We start from the raw sequence: 16,117 nt of genomic DNA, 5'->3' as shown, positions 1-16,117 counted from the left end.
GCGACTTGAGATGAAGCCCCGGACGTGCTTCGCTTGTCTATGACCTCGTTCGTCGGGTCAGGCCGGCCAAAAGCGGTAGGAAACGGGGTGAACCAGAAGCAGATCGAAGCCTTCCGCATGGTGATGCGCCACGGTACCGTCACCGGCGCCGCCAAGGCGCTCAGCGTGTCGCAGCCCGCCGTCAGTCGTCACATTGCGGATCTCGAAGCGTCCCTGGGCTTTCCGCTCTTGCTGCGGTTCGGCGGCCGCGTGGAGGCGACGCGGGAGGCCCATGCCTTCTTCGCCGAAGTCGAGCGGATGTATTACGGCTTCGACCGGCTGGCGCAGGAAGCGCAGAAGATCCGCGGTCACCAGCGGACGACCCTGCGCCTCGCGTCGCTTCCCATGGCCTCGTTCGGACTGATCCCCGCCGCCGTCAGCGCATTCGTCGCGCGCCACCCCGGCGCCGAGGTGACACATGACGTTTACACCTCCTCCCGCATCCTCGACCAGCTCTCCGCCCGGCAGATAGATATCGGAATGGCGCAGACCGTCGCGGCGCGGCCCGATGTGGAGGTCGTCGCGTCCTACACGACGAGCTGCGTGTGTGTCATGACGCGATCGGATCCGCTTGCGGGCCGGGACGTGGTCACGCCCGCAGATCTCGCGGAACGCCCCCTCGTTGTTCTCAACCATCGCACCGTGACCTACGGCTACCTGCTCCAGCGATTTGCGGAGGCGGGCGTCGCGCCCAATATCGTCGCCGAAACGCAGCCCTCCTATTCCGCCTGTGGCCTCGCGGCGCTCGGAGTTGGTATTGCGATCGTGGATCCCGTCACCTCCGGCGTCTTCGGGGACGCTCTGACCTCGGTGGCTTTCGCGCCCGAGATTCCGTTCGACTTCCAGGTGCTGACGGCGCGCGATGCGCCCTTCTCCCGCGCGGCGGCCGCGTTTCTTGAGGATCTTACCTCCGTTCTCGACGCGGATCCGCGCCTGTCCCGTCGGGGTGCCGGCGGCTAGACCGACGCGCGTGCCGTCCCGGATCCGGCCCGCGAGGCAGGGACGGCCCGGCTGCCGATCCAGACGCAGCCAAGAACGATGGCCGCGCCGAGAAGCTGGAGCCCGGTCAGCGCCTGTCCGAGGATCGCCCAGCCGAGGAAAACCGCGGTCAGGGGGCTGAGAAAGCCAAGCCCCGTGACGGCGGCGGGGCCGATCCGTTCGATCCCCCGGAACCAGAGGAAATAGCTGAGAGCGGCGCCTGCGATGGCCAGCCAGAGGAAGCCCGCGACGTGGGCGAGGCTCGGGGCAGGGAGGGCCGGCTCGAAGATCAGCGCCGCAGGCAGGAGCAGGAGCCCGCCCGCCGTGAGTTGCCACGCGGTGAAGGTCAGCGCGGGAACGTCGGGGCGCCACTTGCGTGTCAGGACGACGCCCGAGGCCATGGAGACCGAACCGATGAGCGCCGCGGCGATGCCGACTGCGTCGGGATCGGCGTCCGGTCCGAGAACCAGCAGCCCAACTCCCCCGATTCCGACGAATGCCGCACCGATGCCGCGCGCGGTGAGAGGTGTGCCGAGGAGCGCCCGCGCCAGAATGAGCACGATCAGGGGCTGGATGGAGGTGAGCGTGGCCGCAAAACCGCCGGGCAACCGGTAGGCCGCGACGAAGAGTGCCGTCCAGAAGATGGAGAAGTTGAGCGCGCCGAGTACCGCGAGGCGTCCGAGCCAGCGCAGTGGCGGAAGCTGCCGGGTGACCAAGAGGAGCAGCAGCCCGGCGGGAAGCGCTCGCAGAACGGCGTCCGTCAGTGGGTAGCCCGGCGGCAGAAGCTCGGACGTGACGATGTAAGTGCTTCCCCAAACCGCCGGGGCGGAGGCGGCAAGGAGAGTGTCGGACAGATCCGGCATGTGATCCTCCATATGTCTCGACGTCGAGATAGGTGCTTTTACCTTGGCGTCAAGATAAAATCGGGATATGGCGTCGGCATGGATCAGGTGGATCGCATCCTTTCCCAATGGGGCGCCGAGCGTCCGGACCTGGACGTCTCGGCGATGGGCACGTTCGGTCGGATGAAACGGCTCGTTGATCGCCTCTCGCAGGAACTGCTCAAGGTCTACAAGGCGCACGACCTGACGCCGGCCTCCTTCGACGTGCTCGCCACCCTGCGCCGCGCCGGATCGCCCTACGCGCTCACACCGTCCGCCCTGATCTCGTGGACGATGGTGGCTTCGGGCACGATGACCAACCGCCTCGATCGCCTCGAAGCGTCCGGGCTGGTGCTGCGTCAGGTCAATCCCGAGGACGGCCGCGGCTCGGTCGTCGCGCTGACCGACAAGGGGTTTGCGCTGATAGATGCTGTCGTGACCGAGCATGTCGCGAACCAGCATCGTCTGATGGAGGGCCTGCCGGAGGAGCTCCGCCCATCGCTGGATGAGGGGCTGCGGGTCTGGCTCGCGTCCTTCGAGGGGGACGCGGACTGAACGGGCTCCGCGAGCAGGGTGCCCGCCCATCGGAATGCGCTTTACCGGGTGCCGTGAAATCACGCATCATGCCTCTGAAACGACCGCGGCGCGGCAGCACCCGGATCGGGGCGCTGGCCCGGGGCACGGATCTGTCGCCCGGCGCGGGACCAGGCGGCTCGCTCTGGACCCTGCTGCGCCGGGGCAGTTCGTTGCCCGGGCCCAATGGGGCAGGGTTGGCAGGATCGGCCATAAGCTCCCGGTATGGTCCGATCCTCTAATTATATTTGTAATTATCGCGAAGCTGGGTTGAGCTTCGTTACGTCAGCTTCACCGACCGTTCATGAAAGCGAGATCAACATGACCCATTCCAGGCGCCTCTTCCTTCTCGGCTCCGCCGCCGGACTTGCGGCCGTCTCCCTCGTGAGCGCCGCGGCCGCGCAGGAGCACACGCTTCGCGTCCACACCCTCGTGCAGTCGCCGCACCCCTACAACGACATGGCCACGGCCTTCAAAGAGCAGGTCGAGGAGGAAAGCGACGGGCGGATCGCCGTCGAGATCTTCGATTCCGGACAGCTCGGTCAGGACCCCGCCGTCATCGGGGAGATGGGCTTCGGGACGATCGACATGATGATCTCCACCACCTCGAACGCGGTGCAGAACGTCCCCGAATACGCGATCTTCACCATGCCCTACCTCTTCGAGGGCATGGACGACGTCCTGGCGAAGGTGGGCCCCGGCACGGCGGTGCACGATCATTTCCAGACCGTCTATGACGAACGCGGCGTCGGCCTGCACCTCCTCGCCCTCGGCGCGTCCGGCACGCGGAACATGTCCACCGCCGACACGCCCGTCGAAGGGCCCGAAGACCTTTCCGGCCTGAAGATGCGCACCCCGCCCTCGCCGATGGACGCCGAGACGTGGTCCGCCTTCGGGATGCTGCCGGTCACGGTCGCCTGGGGCGAGCTCTATGCCGCCATGCAGACGGGCGTCGCCGACGCGATGGAAAGCTCCCTGCCGGGCTATTCCGGCTCCAAGCTCTACGAGGTCGCGCCGAACCTCGCGCTGACGGCGCACACCTTCCAGGTCAACCACACGTCGATCTCGCAGCGGACGTGGGACAAGCTTCCCGACGATCTCAAGACGATCGTCGAAGAGGCGGCCATCTCGGCCAACGAATACGGTGTCGAGCAGTCCAAGATGTATGACGAGGAGCTCGTCGAGACGCTTCAGTCCGAGAACGGCGTGACCGTCACGCGGCCCGACCCGGCCGCCTTCATCGAGGTGCTGTCCCCGATCCAGGTCCAGCTTGCCGAGGATCTCGACCTCGTCGAGGAATACGAGCTGGTCACCGAGTAAGCCGCCCATTGCGCATGCCCTCCGGCCGGTCCCGCGCGGCCGGCCGGACGGCCCCCCAACCCGGATCTTCATCCCATGCTGAACAGGATCGTCGACGGCGTGACATGGGCCGTGCGGCTCTTCATGTGGCTCGGCTTCGCGGCCATGATCGCGACGGTCGCGCTCCAGGTGGTGGCGCGCAACATTCTGCAGACGTCCTTCATCTGGACTGGAGATGTCGCGCAGCTTCTCTTCGCGTGGCTGATCTTCATCGGCGCGGCTGTCGGGCTCAGGGTCGGCGCGCATTACCGGGTGGACATGATTCCGGACGGGCGCCCCGCGATGCAGCGCGCCGCCGAGATCATCGCGCTCGCGGCCGGTGCCTGCGTCGCCCTCATCCTGCTGATCTACGGCTGGCAACTGGCCCAGGTGCGCGCTTCCGCCGACGTGCAGTCGCTCGGCATCTCCCGCTTCTGGATGTTCGCGCCCATGCCTGCTTCCGGCGCTCTGATGCTTCTCTACCTGGCCGAGATGGTCATCGCTCCGCGTGAGGGGATCCGGCCATGAACCCTCTCGTCACGCTCCTTCTCAGCTTCTTCGTGCTGATCGGGCTTCGGGTGAATATCGGCTTCGCGCTGATCCTCTCCTCCGCCTTCGTCATCGTCCTCGAGGACCTGCCGCTGATCTCGGCGGTCAACCAGATGTATGCCGGCATCGACAGCTTCACGCTGCTGGCCGTGCCGTTCTTCATGTTTCTCGGTCGGGTGCTGAACGCGGGCTCGATCACCGGGCGGCTGCTCGATGTCGCCGATGCGACGGTGGGACACGTCCGCGGCGGTCTCGGGCACGTCAACGTCGTCGTGTCGATGATCTTCGCCTCCCTCTCGGGGTCGGCGGCGGCCGATACCGCAAGCGTCGGCTCGATCCTGATCCCGGCGATGAAGAAGGCGGGCTATCCTCCGGCCTTCGCGGCGGCCCTCACGGCGGCGTCCTCCACCCTTGGCGTCATCATCCCGCCCTCGATCATCCTCATCGTCTACGGCGCTTTCGGCAACGTCTCCATCGGGGCGCTCTTCGTCGGCGGCGTGCTTCCGGGCGTGCTCGTCGCGCTGTTCATGATGATCTACACCTACATTCTCGCGGTGAGATACGGCTATCCGTCCAACCCCTTTCCGGGCGTGCGCGCAGCGGCGTGGACGGTGCTGCGGGGCTCCCCGCCTCTCCTCATCCCGGTCATCGTCCTCGGCGGCATCGTCGGCGGCATCTTCACCCCGACCGAAGGCGCCATCGCCGCGGTGCTCTGGGCGCTCTTCCTGACCTACATCGTCTACCGCGATGCGCCGCTGCGCCTCCTGCCGCGGATGCTCGCGGATGCGACCGTGGATTTCGCGATCCCGATGTTCACCGTCGCGGGCGCCGGCATCTTCGGCTGGCTGATCGCCTATCTCGGCGCCGCGCGGCTGGTGGTGGACTTCATCATGGGCGTGACGCAGGATCCGACTATGATCATGCTCCTGCTGATGGGCTTCCTGCTTCTCGTCGGCATGGTCCTCAATCCCATCTCGGCGGTGCTGATCTTCCTGCCCATCATCCAGGCGCTGGGTACCACGGCGGACATGAACCCCGTCCATCTCGGCGTCGTGACCACGATCACGCTGTCCGTCGGGCTGATCACGCCGCCTTACGGGATCTGCCTGCTCATCGCCTCGCAGATCGCCGGCGCCTCGCTCGGCAAGTCCATGCTGGCGGCGGCGCCGATCTGCGCGCTCACGATCCTTGTCGCGGTCCTGTCGCTCTGGATCCCCGATATCGTCTTGGGGCTGCCGAAGCTCCTCGTCCCCGAACTCTTCCCCGCAACCGGAGGCTAGACTCATGTCCCGCACGAACCCGACCGGCTCCTTCGTCGCTCTCGTCACGCCGATGAATGCCGATGGCAGCATCGACTTCGAGGGCTTCCGCACCCTGCTGAACTGGCACGCCGAGAACGGCACGAGCGCGGTTCTCATCATGGGCTCCACCGGGGAGGTCTCCATGCTTTCCCCCGAGGAGCGCAAGGCGATCATCACCGAGACGGTGAAGATGAAGCCCGGCAACATGCAGATGTGGTACGGGATCACCGGCAACAACACCGCGACCACCATCGACTACGCCCGCTTCACCAAGGACGCCGGGGCGGACGGCGCGATCATGGCCGCGCCCGCCTATATTTGCGCCGACAATGACGCGATCGAGGACTACGCCAAGGAGGTGCTGGACAGCACCGACCTGCCGATGGGCTTCTACAACAACCCCCCGAGGGTGAAGACGGACCTGCACTGGGACAATCTCCTGCGGCTCGCCGATCATCCCAACATGGTCGTCCTGAAGGAATCCACCACGCGGGTCGGGCAGGTGGCGCAGGTCTGCGCCGGCGGCAAGGACCTCTCCGTGATGTGCTGCTGTTCCCCGAACCTCGGCCTCATCATCCCGACCATGGCGCTTGGCGGGCACGGCACCGCGAACATGACCGGCAACATCATCCCGCAGGAGATGGCGACGATCTCGACCCCGTGGGCGACCGGCGAGGATGCCTTCGCCTGCCGCGAGACGTATCTGCGGATGCTGCCGATCCTCCATTTCGTCTATTCCGCCATCAACCCGGTGGCGCTGAAGACGATGATGCGGCAGATCGGCCTGCCTTCGGGCCCGCTCCGCAAGCCGCTGCAGCCTGCCAAGCCGGAGATCCTGCAGAAGGGCCTCGATGCCTGGCAGGCGCTGGGGCTGGACGAGAAGTACGGTCTCCCCGTCAAGTCTCGCCTCGCCGCAGAATAAAGGAGGCGCCATGAGCCGCCGGCCGATCAGCCTGTGTCACTGGGGCCCGTTCGAGGCGGAGGTCTCGGACGGACGTCTCGTGCGGACCGTTCCGATGGAGGGAAGCGGCGCCGATCCGGACATGATCGGCGCCTGGCCGGAGCTGCTCTATTCCGAGACCCGCATCTGCGAGCCCCATATCCGCGCCTCCTGGCTCGAGGGGAAGAAGGCGGGCCGCGGCCGCGATCCGCTCGTTCCCGTCGGCTGGGACGAGGCTTTGAGCCATGTCGCGGCGGAGCTCGCCCGCGTCCACCGCGACTTCGGCCCCGCCTCGATCTTCGGCGGCTCCTACGGCTGGTCGAGCGCGGGGCGTTTTCATCACGCCCGCACGCAGATCCGCCGCTTCCTCGCCGCGACCGGTGGTTTCACGGATCAGCTCGGTAACTATTCCTGGGGCGCGGCGCAGATGATCCTGCCGCATGTCCTGGGCTCCCACGCGGCCGTGTCCAGCGCGGCGACGTCGTGGGCCAGCATCGCCGAGCATACCGATACGCTCGTCGCCTTCGGCGGCCTGAAACCGGCGAACTGGAACGTGACGTCCGGCGGCGCCGGCAGCCATCACCTTCCCGAGGCGGTTCTGAACGCGAAGGCCCGGGGCACCCGCTTCGTCCTCGTCACGCCACATGCGGGCGATGCGCCGGACGGCCTCGACGCCGAGGTGATCGCCCCGCGCCCCCATTCGGACACCGCGATCATGCTCTGCCTCGCGCGGCAGGCGGTGATCACCGGCCGGGCCGACCGGGACTTCCTCGCCCGCTACACCCATGGGGCGGACCGCTTCCTCGCCTATCTCGCCGGCGAGACCGACGGGCAGGAGAAGACGCTCGCCTGGGGCGCCGAAATCGCTGGTCTGCCGGTGGAGGATCTCGAACGGCTCTGGTCGCGGATCGCCGAGGGGCGGGTGATGCTCACGGCGAGCTGGTCCCTCCAGCGGGCGGAGAACGGGGAGCAGACCTACTGGGCGCTCATCGCGCTCGCCGCGCTTCTCGGTCAGATCGGGCTGCCGGGTGGCGGCTTCTCCTTCGGATACGGCTCGATGAACGGGGTCGGCGCCGACGCGCGCTCAGGTCTGGTGCCGACCATGCCGGGCCTGCCGAACCCCGTCCCGCCGATCCCCACCGCCCGCTTCGCCGATGCCTTCCTGAACCCCGGCCAGAGCATCGACTTCAACGGCCAAACGGTCGTCTATCCGGATATCCGGCTGGTGTACTGGGCCGGTGGCAACCCGTTCCACCACCACCAGGATCTCTCCCGGATGGAGAAGGCCTGGGCCGTGCCCGAGACGGTGATCGTGCATGAGCCGTGGTGGACGCCGACCGCGCGCCGCGCCGATATCGTCCTGCCCGCCACCACGTCGCTGGAGCGGCAGGACATCGGCGGCTCCTCCCGCGATCCGTCGGTGTTCTTCATGCCGAAGCTCGTCGAGCCGGTGGGCGACGCGCGGAGCGACTTCTCGATCTTCTCCGATCTGGCGGATCGTCTGGGCTGCGGCGCGGCCTATCACGAGGGGCTGGACGAGGCGGGGTGGCTTCGCCGGCTCTGGGACGTCTCGCTCGAACGCGCGGAGAAAGCGGGGATCGACCTACCGGACTTCGAGACCGCGTCCGGGATGAACCACGTTCCCGTCCCGCCGCCGGCCGACCCCGAGATCCTCCTTTCCGCCTTCCGGGCCGACCCCGAGGGGGCCGCGCTCGGCACCCCGTCGGGTAGGATCGAGCTCTATTCCGAGGCCATCGCCTCGATGGGCTACGCGGACAGTCCGCCACATCCGGCCTGGCGCCCGCCCCTCGAATGGGCCGGCGCGGCGGGGGAGGGGGAGTTGCACCTTCTCACCAACCAGCCGGCGAAGCAGCTTCACGCGCAGCTCTACCCCGTCATGAAAGACAGGGATGGCCCCGCCGCCTGCCGCATCGCGCCGGGCGATGCCCGTGCGCGGGGGATCGAGGATGGCGACCTCGTGCGACTGCATAACGGCCGCGGCGCCTGCCGGGCGCGGGCGGTGATCGATGACGGCCTCCGGCCGGGCGTCCTTCTGATGTCCACCGGCGCCTGGTACGATCCCGACCCGGAGGGCGGACCGGAGCGGGCGGGCAATCCCAACGTGCTGACGGCGGACCGGCCGACATCGACCCTCGCTCAGGCGACGGCGGCCCAGAGCGCGCTGGTACGGATCGAAGGGCTGGACCGGGAGAGGACCTGACATGGAACTGGGACTGACGGGCAAGCGCGCGCTCTTGACCGGCGCGAGCCGGGGAATGGGGCGTGCCTGCGCCATGGCCATCGCGGCCGAGGGCGCGGAGATCACCATCGCCTCCCGCGGCGCCGAGGCCCTGGAACGGACCGCCGCCGAGATCCGGGAGGCGACCGGGGCGCGTGTTCACACCGTCGCGGCCGACGTGACGACGGAAGAGGGTCGCACGAAGATCCTCGCCGCCTGCGAGGCGCCCGACATCCTCCTGAACAACGCCGGAGGCGCGCCTCCGGGCGATTTCCGCGACTGGGGTCACGACGAGTGGATCGGGGCGGTGGAGCTGATGATGTTGCCCGCGATCCTGATGATGCGCGGCACCGTGGACGGGATGATGGAGCGCGGCTTCGGCCGCATCGTGAACATCGTGTCCCGTTCAGTGAAGATCCCGCAGCTGGAGCTGGGCCTCTCCAACGGCGCCCGCTCCGGCCTCGTCGGCTTCACCGCGGGCCTCGCGCGGCAGACGATCCGCAAGGGCGTCACCATCAACAACATCCTGCCCGGGATCGTGGAGAGCGACGGTCAGCGGGACCACATCAGGGGAATGCTGGAAGAGGGCGGCGAGACCTTCGAGGAGATCTGGGACCGCCGTGCCGCGGCCAACCCCGCCGGACGCTATGGCCGCCCCGAGGAGATCGGTGCATGGTTCGCGTTCCTGTGCAGCCGTCATTCGGGCTTCGTCACCGGGCAGAACCTGCTCGTGGACGGCGGCAGTTATCCGGGGACCTACTGAGGGGCAAGTCATGCGGGTCATCGTCATCGGCGCGGGCATCGTCGGCATCGCCAGCGCGTGGTACCTGACAAAGGACGGCCACGACGTCACCGTCCTCGAGCGCCGCGAGGGCCCGGCAAAAGAGACCTCCTTCGGCAATGCAGGCGGCGTCTGTCCCGGCTTTGCGGGTCCCTGGGCCGCGCCGGGAATGCCGCTGAAGGCGCTGCGCTGGATGTTCCGGGACGAGGCGCCCCTCAAGATCCGCCCCTCGCTCGAGCCTGCGCGCCTGTCCTGGCTTGCACAGTTCACGCGCAACTGCACGGCGGACAGGTTCGCCACCAACAAGGCGGCGATGCAGAGGATCGCGCATTTTTCCAAGGCCTGCTTGCAGGAGCTGAGGGCCGAGACCGGCATCTCCTACGATCACGGCACGGGCGGCGTGGTGCAGGTCTTCTCCACGGGGGCCGAAATGGAGGCCGGGCGCCGGTCGGCGGAGGTCCTGGACAGCCTCGACATCCCCCACCGCCTGCTCGGGCCGGACGAGCTGGCCGCGGCGGAGCCGGGGCTCGCGCGCTCCGAGGTCGCCTTCACAGGCGGGCTGCACCTTACCACGGACGAGACCGGCGATTGCCACCTTTTCTGCGCGGCGCTTGCACGGCTCGCGGCCGAAGCGGGCTGCACCTTCCGGTACGGTGTGGATGTGGCCTCGATCGAGCAGGGTGAGGGCCGGGCCTCGGGCGTGCGTCTCCGTGATGGTGAGCGGCTCGGGGCGGACGCGGTCGTGGTTGCGACCGGTCCATGGGCGCGCGAACTTCTGGACCCGCTCGGCATCCGCGTGCCGGTCTATCCGGTCAAGGGCTACTCGATGAGCGTGGAGATCGGGGAAGACGCGCTCGCGCCTGCCTCCTCCGTCATGGACGAGCATTCGAAGGTGATGATCACCCGCCTCGGCTCCCGCATCCGCGCGGCGGGCGTTGCGGAGATCGCGGGCTTCGACCGGGCGATGCCGAAAGCCGTGATCGAAAGCCTCAGGGGCCGTGTCGCCAGCCTGTTCCCCGGCGCGGCCGATTATGGGGCGGCGACCTTCTGGCACGGTTTCCGCCCGATGACGCCGGACGGCCCCGCGATCATCCGCGAGAGCCGCGTGCCGAAGCTCTACCTCAATGTCGGCCACGGCTCGAACGGGTGGACCCAGGGCTGCGGCGCCGCGAAGGTGCTCGCGGCCGAGATCTCGGGGCGCCCCTCGCCACTCGCATGATGCGCGGGAAGCTGCTGCCCGGGATGGTCCGGGGCTGAAGCAGTTGCAGTAATTGCGATTTTCCGGATCGGATCGCTGCGTGACCCGTCGGGGTAAATTGACTCTTCCGATGAGTGCTGCGTCTTATCCCCGCAAACGACACCAGAGGACCTCACATGCCGCAGACCGGTACAGCCACCATACTCAAGATCTTCGAGGCCGATTTCGGGGGCATCGTGGAGGAATGGCGCGGCACTCAGGTCGAGGAAGGGGTGCGCCGGTCGGATCTGTTCACCGATTCCGAGAGCCGGGCGCAGAACATCGAGCTTCTGAAGGCGTTCCTCACCGGCATACGCTCCGGCGTCCACGAGCAGGATTTCAGCTTCGAGGACACCGCCTGGGAGGACCTGCGCGCCGTTCTCGCCGATCTGACCAAGGAACGGGTCAGCCGCGGCGTGACCCCGTCCGAGATGGCAAACTTCGTGCTGGCGCTGAAGACACCGCTCTTCTCCCGTTTGGCCACGGAACTCGCCGGCGACACGGACCGGCTGATCGCGGAGATCCGGCTCGTCACCCGGCTGATCGACGCGTTCGCGATCTATACCAACGAGGTCTTCATCGCCGAGCGCGAGCAGATCATCGAGCGCCAGCGCGAAGAGATGATGGAACTGTCGACGCCCGTCGTCGAGCTGTGGGATCGCGTCCTGACCCTGCCGCTCATCGGCACGCTGGACAGCGCCCGCTCGCAGGAGGTCATGGAGAACCTCCTCGAGACGATCCTGCAACGTCAGGCCGAGGTCGTCATCGTGGACATCACGGGCGTCTCCACGGTGGACACGCAGGTCGCGCAGCACCTCCTCCGGGCCGCCGCGGCGGTGCGCCTGATGGGGGCGGAGTGCATCATCTCCGGCATCAGCCCGATGATCGCGCAGACCATGGTGCAGCTCGGCATCGATGTCGGGACCGTCTCCACGCGCTCCAGCATCCGCACCGCGCTGGCCGATGCCCTGCGCAAGGTCGGTTACGTGATCGAGAAGCGGGACGCGCACTGACATGTCGGGTGTCGCGTCCATCCACCTCGTCGAAAACGCGCTCCTCGTCTCGATCCAGGACGACGTGACGGATACCGAGATCATCGATCTGCAGGACGCGCTGTCGAACCGCATCGCGGACGAGAACGTGGACGGCGTCATCGTCGATATCAGCGCGCTGGAGATCGTCGACACGTTCGTCGGCCGCGTCATCGCGCAGCTCGCCGGAATCTCCCGCCTCCTCGCGGCCGAGACCTACGTCGTCGGGATGCGCCCGGCCGTGGCGGTCACGCTGGTGGAACTCGGCATGTACCTGCCCCAGACGCGCACCGCGCTCAGCCTGTCCCACGCGCTGGCACAACTCCGGCGTGGCTGAGCCGCAGCCCGACTTCCTGCACAAGATCCTTCAGCGCATCGACCTCAAGACCGGGAAGGATGCGGTGCAGGCCCGCCAGGTCGTGGCGCGTGAGCTGAAGGCCCGGGGCGTCTCGGCCCTGCGCGTCACGCGCTTCGCCACCGCCGTCAGCGAGATTGCCCGTAACGTGATCGTGCATGGCGGCGGGGGACACTTTACCGTTGGGCTGAACGCCGCGACGTCGTATCTGGACGTCGAATGTCGCGATCGGGGGCGCGGAATTCCCGATATCGATCAGGCCATGAAGGACGGGTTCACGACCGCGGGCGGTCTTGGCCGGGGCCTGGGTGGTGCGAAGCGGCTGTCTGACCGGTTCGAGATCGAGACCGTGCCGGGCCAGGGGACGACAGTGAGGATGAGCGCGAAGATATGAAACGCTGGATCGAGATCGAGGACCGGTCCGCCATCGCGGCGGTGCGGCGACTGGCCCGGCGCTACGCCTCCGGCCTCAAGCTGTCCGAGAACCGGCTCGAGGAGATGGCGATCGTCGTGACCGAGGCCGCGACGAACATCCTGCGCTATGCCGGCAAAGGGCGGATGCTGATCGAGGTCCTGCGGGCGCAGGGCGTCTCCAAGGTCGTCCTCGTCTTCACCGACAGGGGTCCCGGCATCTCCGAGATTGGCCGGATGGTGGAGGACGGCATCAGCTCCTCCGGATCCGCCGGCCTCGGCCTCGGGGCGATAAGGCGCCTGTCCGACAGCTTCGATATCTTCAGCACGGCGGAGGACGGCACCACGATCGTCTGCACCTTCGAGGCCGAGAACGCGCCGCCCAATGCGGACCTGCTGGATGTCGAGGGGCTGCGCGTGTGTCACCCGGCGGAGACGACCTGCGGCGATGACTGGTTCGTGCGGCAGATTCCGGGGCGGGCGGACGTTCTGCTCTGCGACGGGCTCGGCCATGGTCCGAAGGCGGCGGAGGCCTCGGCTGAGGTGCTGGACGCGGCGCGGGCGGCGGATGTGGCGCCCGAGGACATGATGATGCACCTGACGCGCGAACTCGTCGGCGCGCGAGGGGCCGTGGCCGCGATGATCAGGATCGATCTCGAGACCTCGACACTCAGCTACTCGGCCCTTGGCAACATCACCACCATGCTCGTCGGTCGCTCCGGCTCCAAGCGGATCGCGGTGAGGGACGGGCGGATCGGCGGCGCGCCGACCCACGGCTATGCCGAGACGCTGCCGATCGAGCCGGGCGACATGATCATCATGCACAGCGACGGCCTCAAGACCCTGCGCGAGGGGGACCTGCGCCCGGCGCTTCTCGCCCGGTCCCCCCTCCTGATCGGGGCCTTCCTTCTCGACCGCGCCTTTCGCGGCCGGGACGACGCGAGCATCGTCGTCGTGAAGGTGAGGAAAGAGGCCCGCGCATGAGCGGGGCGCGGCTCGCGACGGTCCGTCTCGAGAAGGCCGATGACATCGTCCGCCTGCGCGAGGTCACGATGGCGCTGACCGACGTGCTGCAATTCGGCACCTTCGAGAAGACACGGACAGTGACGGCGGTTCTGGAGCTCGGGCGCAACGTGATCGAGCACGGTGAGCGCGGCCGGGCGACGTTCACGCTCGCCCAGGCCGCCGGCCGGCAGGCGCTCGGGGTGACGGTGCAGGATCAGGGCCACGGCATCCCCGATCACAAGCTGAAGGGCACGGGGGAAATCGCCTCCGAGACCGGCCTCGGTCTCGGCCTGCGCGGCGTGCAGCGGATCGCGGAGCGCTTCGAGGTGCAGACGAACGCCGAGGGCACGCGGATCGACGCGGTCTTCCTCGCTCCCGTCCTGATGCGCAAGCCGGAGGCGCTGATCGCCGCGGCGGGCGAGGCCATGAAGACGCTGGACGCCGCGGACCCCGCCGCCGCGCTCACGCAGCAGAACCGGGAGCTGATGGACAGCATCGCCGACCGGGACCTCCTGATGCGGGAACTGCATCATCGCACGGGCAACAACCTGACCCTGATCGTCGCGCTCATCCGCATGAGCAAGGGCCAGTCCGAGGCGCCGGAAACGCGCCAGATCCTCGGTGAGCTCGAAACCCGCGTCGCCTCTCTCGCCAAGGCGCACGAGCTGATGCAGAAGGCCGCGAATGCCGGCACCATCCCCGCCGAGACGCTCCTTCGGGAGGTCGCCCGGAATGCCGAACGGGCCTTCAACACCGAAGGGCTGCGGGTGACGATCGACGTCACCTGCGACTGGACGCAGCTCGAGGGACGTCTCGCCACGGATATCGGTCTGATCGTCGGGGAACTGATCACGAACGCCTACAAGCACGCCTTCAAGGGGCGCTCCGAGGGGCGGATCACGGTCGCCTTGTCGCGCGATGCGTCGGGCGGGCTGGACCTGACGATCAAGGATGACGGGACCGGCCTGGCGGACGGGGCGACGCGTCCCGAGCGGTCCGATAGCCTCGGCTGGAAACTGATCCGGACCCTGGCGTTCCAGCACGACGGCACGCTGACGGTCGGCGGCGAGGACGGATTCACCGTCCGCATTCTTTTCGCGGGTAAGCCGTAGGCCTCGCAGGGCGCTCGATCGGAGTGCGGTCTGAGCCGGATCCAGCCCGTCACCGGCGGCCCGCCCGCGGCTTGACCCGACCTTCGGGCGGCCCCTATAGCGGGTGAGTGGTGCGTCCACTCCCGCAATGGCGTTGCGGCTGGACGGCGCACGCACGGCAGACCCCGCAATCGATCGATGTCCCGAACGCCCGGACGTCCCCCCGGCCCGCCTCCTCCCGCGCCGGGGCAGATGGTACGAGGTGCAGACATGACCGAAACCTTGACCCGACCCGCCGTCCGCCCGAGCGGCACGAGCGCCACCGGCATCGTGGCGATGATCATACCGATGGCACTTCTTCCCATCGGCGATGCCTTCGCCAAGTTCCTGACGGGCGAGATCCATCCCGTGGAGGTCGCGACCGGCCGGTTCGTGGTGCAACTGGTGTTGCTTTTCGCGGCCGCCGCCCTTCTGCGCCGCAGGCTCGAGGGGCCCATGTTCTCGCCCTTGGTCGCCGTGTCCGGCGGGCTCGTGATGGTGACGCTCACGATGCTCATTTCCGCCTTCGCGGTCATGCCGATCGCGACGGCGATCGCGATCTTCTTCGTCGAACCGCTGCTCCTGACCGTCCTCGCGGGGCCGCTCCTCGGCGAGCGCGTCGGAGCGCGGCGGCTTTCGGCGGTGGGCGTGGGGCTACTGGGGGCGCTGATCGTGATCCGTCCGGGCGGGGAGCTCGGCTGGGCGGCCGTGATGCCCCTCGTCGCCGCGCTGACCTACGCGCTCAACATGATCGTGCTGCGTCGCGCCTCGGCCACCCGCTCGTCTCTGACCCTGCAATGCGGCGCGACCTTCTACGCCGCACTGGGCTCGCTCACCATCACCGCGCTCCTCTATGCCACGGGCACCGCCCCGCCACGGATCGGGGCGCTGCCCGGATGGGGCTGGGGCGCGCTGATCGCGGCGGGCGCCTTCGCCGCCTGTTCCTTCCTGCTGATCGCCGAAGCGTTCCGCCGCGTCGAGGCCGGCATTCTCGCGCCGCTGCAGTATTTCGAGATCATCGGCGCAACGGCGGTGGGGTACATCGCCTTCGGAGAGTTTCCCGATGCGCTGACCTGGGCGGGGCTCGCCGTGATCCTCGCCTCCGGCCTCTACGTCTTCTACCGCGAGCGGCGGCTGGCGGTGGCGCCCCGGCGCAGCCGGCGCCGCGTGCCGCCCCGCTGAACGGGATGGGGCGCGATCGAAGCTGCAAAAGTAGCAAGGGTCGGACCGAGAGGATGGAAATCCGGCTGCGTTGTGATTAGGTAACATTGAGCATACGGCTCGACGTCATGTAACAGGCGTCACCACCCCGTCCGAACCGAGGTCCAG

16 protein-coding genes are annotated in these 16,117 nt (G+C 68.0%); 15 read left to right on the top strand and 1 reads right to left on the bottom strand.

What is annotated here, in order from left to right:
- Positions 1-87 precede the first annotated feature (87 nt).
- Positions 88-999, top strand: a complete 912-nt coding sequence (locus tag DQG15_RS05635) for a LysR substrate-binding domain-containing protein (protein ID WP_198665069.1) — start codon at positions 88-90, stop codon at positions 997-999.
- Here DQG15_RS05635 and DQG15_RS05630 read toward each other — a convergent pair.
- Complete coding sequence (locus DQG15_RS05630) at positions 996-1,880, bottom strand: EamA family transporter (protein WP_116083411.1); 885 nt, start codon at positions 1,878-1,880, stop codon at positions 996-998. The two genes, DQG15_RS05635 and DQG15_RS05630, sit on opposite strands and share 4 nt — an antisense overlap.
- A 78-nt stretch (positions 1,881-1,958) precedes the next feature.
- Between DQG15_RS05630 and DQG15_RS05625 the strand changes: the two genes are divergently transcribed.
- From DQG15_RS05625 to DQG15_RS05560, 14 genes are all read left to right on the top strand, one after another.
- Entirely contained in the window at positions 1,959-2,453 is a 495-nt protein-coding gene (locus tag DQG15_RS05625) for a MarR family winged helix-turn-helix transcriptional regulator (protein ID WP_116083410.1), read from the top strand.
- Positions 2,454-2,792: 339 nt separating this feature from the next.
- Positions 2,793-3,791: a TRAP transporter substrate-binding protein gene (locus DQG15_RS05620; protein WP_157968904.1), complete on the top strand. Its 999-nt coding sequence runs from the start codon at positions 2,793-2,795 to the stop codon at positions 3,789-3,791.
- A 75-nt stretch (positions 3,792-3,866) separates the two neighbouring features.
- Positions 3,867-4,337: a TRAP transporter small permease gene (locus DQG15_RS05615; RefSeq protein ID WP_116083407.1), complete on the top strand. Its 471-nt coding sequence runs from the start codon at positions 3,867-3,869 to the stop codon at positions 4,335-4,337.
- Complete coding sequence (locus tag DQG15_RS05610) at positions 4,334-5,638, top strand: TRAP transporter large permease (RefSeq protein ID WP_116083405.1); 1,305 nt, start codon at positions 4,334-4,336, stop codon at positions 5,636-5,638. The genes DQG15_RS05615 and DQG15_RS05610 overlap by 4 nt, the downstream gene beginning before the upstream one ends.
- Positions 5,639-5,642: 4 nt before the next feature.
- On the top strand, positions 5,643-6,581 hold the full coding sequence (locus DQG15_RS05605) for a dihydrodipicolinate synthase family protein (protein WP_116083403.1): 939 nt from the start codon (positions 5,643-5,645) through the stop codon (positions 6,579-6,581).
- A 10-nt stretch (positions 6,582-6,591) separates the two neighbouring features.
- The gene (locus DQG15_RS05600) at positions 6,592-8,820 is read left to right on the top strand and encodes a molybdopterin-dependent oxidoreductase (protein ID WP_116083402.1); all 2,229 of its coding nucleotides are present in this window, start codon (positions 6,592-6,594) and stop codon (positions 8,818-8,820) included.
- Position 8,821: 1 nt separating this feature from the next.
- Entirely contained in the window at positions 8,822-9,601 is a 780-nt protein-coding gene (locus tag DQG15_RS05595) for an SDR family oxidoreductase (protein ID WP_116083400.1), read from the top strand.
- 10 nt (positions 9,602-9,611) lie between these two features.
- Positions 9,612-10,838 (top strand): D-amino acid dehydrogenase, encoded by a 1,227-nt coding sequence (locus DQG15_RS05590; protein WP_116083398.1) that lies wholly within the window; start codon positions 9,612-9,614, stop codon positions 10,836-10,838.
- A 155-nt stretch (positions 10,839-10,993) separates the two neighbouring features.
- Positions 10,994-11,869 carry an STAS domain-containing protein gene (locus DQG15_RS05585; RefSeq protein WP_116083396.1) on the top strand — a complete coding sequence of 292 codons (876 nt, stop codon included), beginning with the start codon at positions 10,994-10,996 and terminating at the stop codon, positions 11,867-11,869.
- Between the two features lies 1 nt (position 11,870).
- Positions 11,871-12,224 (top strand): STAS domain-containing protein, encoded by a 354-nt coding sequence (locus tag DQG15_RS05580; protein WP_116083394.1) that lies wholly within the window; start codon positions 11,871-11,873, stop codon positions 12,222-12,224.
- A complete protein-coding gene (locus tag DQG15_RS05575) occupies positions 12,217-12,636 on the top strand; it encodes an ATP-binding protein (RefSeq protein WP_232830711.1) in 420 nt (139 codons plus the stop codon). Before DQG15_RS05580 ends, DQG15_RS05575 begins: the two co-directional genes overlap by 8 nt.
- The gene (locus tag DQG15_RS05570) at positions 12,633-13,637 is read left to right on the top strand and encodes an ATP-binding SpoIIE family protein phosphatase (protein ID WP_116083392.1); all 1,005 of its coding nucleotides are present in this window, start codon (positions 12,633-12,635) and stop codon (positions 13,635-13,637) included. The genes DQG15_RS05575 and DQG15_RS05570 overlap by 4 nt, the downstream gene beginning before the upstream one ends.
- A complete protein-coding gene (locus tag DQG15_RS05565; protein ID WP_116083390.1) occupies positions 13,634-14,770 on the top strand; it encodes a sensor histidine kinase in 1,137 nt (378 codons plus the stop codon). The genes DQG15_RS05570 and DQG15_RS05565 overlap by 4 nt, the downstream gene beginning before the upstream one ends.
- Before the next feature lie 249 nt (positions 14,771-15,019).
- On the top strand, positions 15,020-15,970 hold the full coding sequence (locus DQG15_RS05560) for a DMT family transporter (protein ID WP_232830710.1): 951 nt from the start codon (positions 15,020-15,022) through the stop codon (positions 15,968-15,970).
- The last annotated feature ends 147 nt before the right edge of the window (positions 15,971-16,117 follow it).

Source organism: Tropicimonas sp. IMCC34011, from assembly GCF_003390865.1.
In the GTDB taxonomy this organism is placed as follows: Bacteria; Pseudomonadota; Alphaproteobacteria; order Rhodobacterales; family Rhodobacteraceae; genus Tropicimonas_B.
This window is presented reverse-complemented; position numbering and strand designations above follow the sequence as displayed.

What these genes read in the sequence shown, in the direction of transcription:
- DQG15_RS05625 (WP_116083410.1), top strand. Translation starts at nt 1,959, where the DNA reads ATGGATCAGGTGGATCGCATCCTTTCCCAATGGGGCGCCGAGCGTCCG.
- DQG15_RS05620 (WP_157968904.1), top strand. Translation starts at nt 2,793, where the DNA reads ATGACCCATTCCAGGCGCCTCTTCCTTCTCGGCTCCGCCGCCGGACTT.
- DQG15_RS05580 (WP_116083394.1), top strand. Translation starts at nt 11,871, where the DNA reads ATGTCGGGTGTCGCGTCCATCCACCTCGTCGAAAACGCGCTCCTCGTC.
- DQG15_RS05630 (WP_116083411.1), bottom strand. Translation starts at nt 1,880, where the DNA reads ATGCCGGATCTGTCCGACACTCTCCTTGCCGCCTCCGCCCCGGCGGTT.
- DQG15_RS05595 (WP_116083400.1), top strand. Translation starts at nt 8,822, where the DNA reads ATGGAACTGGGACTGACGGGCAAGCGCGCGCTCTTGACCGGCGCGAGC.
- DQG15_RS05560 (WP_232830710.1), top strand. Translation starts at nt 15,020, where the DNA reads ATGACCGAAACCTTGACCCGACCCGCCGTCCGCCCGAGCGGCACGAGC.
- DQG15_RS05590 (WP_116083398.1), top strand. Translation starts at nt 9,612, where the DNA reads ATGCGGGTCATCGTCATCGGCGCGGGCATCGTCGGCATCGCCAGCGCG.
- DQG15_RS05585 (WP_116083396.1), top strand. Translation starts at nt 10,994, where the DNA reads ATGCCGCAGACCGGTACAGCCACCATACTCAAGATCTTCGAGGCCGAT.
- DQG15_RS05605 (WP_116083403.1), top strand. Translation starts at nt 5,643, where the DNA reads ATGTCCCGCACGAACCCGACCGGCTCCTTCGTCGCTCTCGTCACGCCG.
- DQG15_RS05565 (WP_116083390.1), top strand. Translation starts at nt 13,634, where the DNA reads ATGAGCGGGGCGCGGCTCGCGACGGTCCGTCTCGAGAAGGCCGATGAC.
- DQG15_RS05600 (WP_116083402.1), top strand. Translation starts at nt 6,592, where the DNA reads ATGAGCCGCCGGCCGATCAGCCTGTGTCACTGGGGCCCGTTCGAGGCG.
- DQG15_RS05570 (WP_116083392.1), top strand. Translation starts at nt 12,633, where the DNA reads ATGAAACGCTGGATCGAGATCGAGGACCGGTCCGCCATCGCGGCGGTG.
- DQG15_RS05615 (WP_116083407.1), top strand. Translation starts at nt 3,867, where the DNA reads ATGCTGAACAGGATCGTCGACGGCGTGACATGGGCCGTGCGGCTCTTC.
- DQG15_RS05610 (WP_116083405.1), top strand. Translation starts at nt 4,334, where the DNA reads ATGAACCCTCTCGTCACGCTCCTTCTCAGCTTCTTCGTGCTGATCGGG.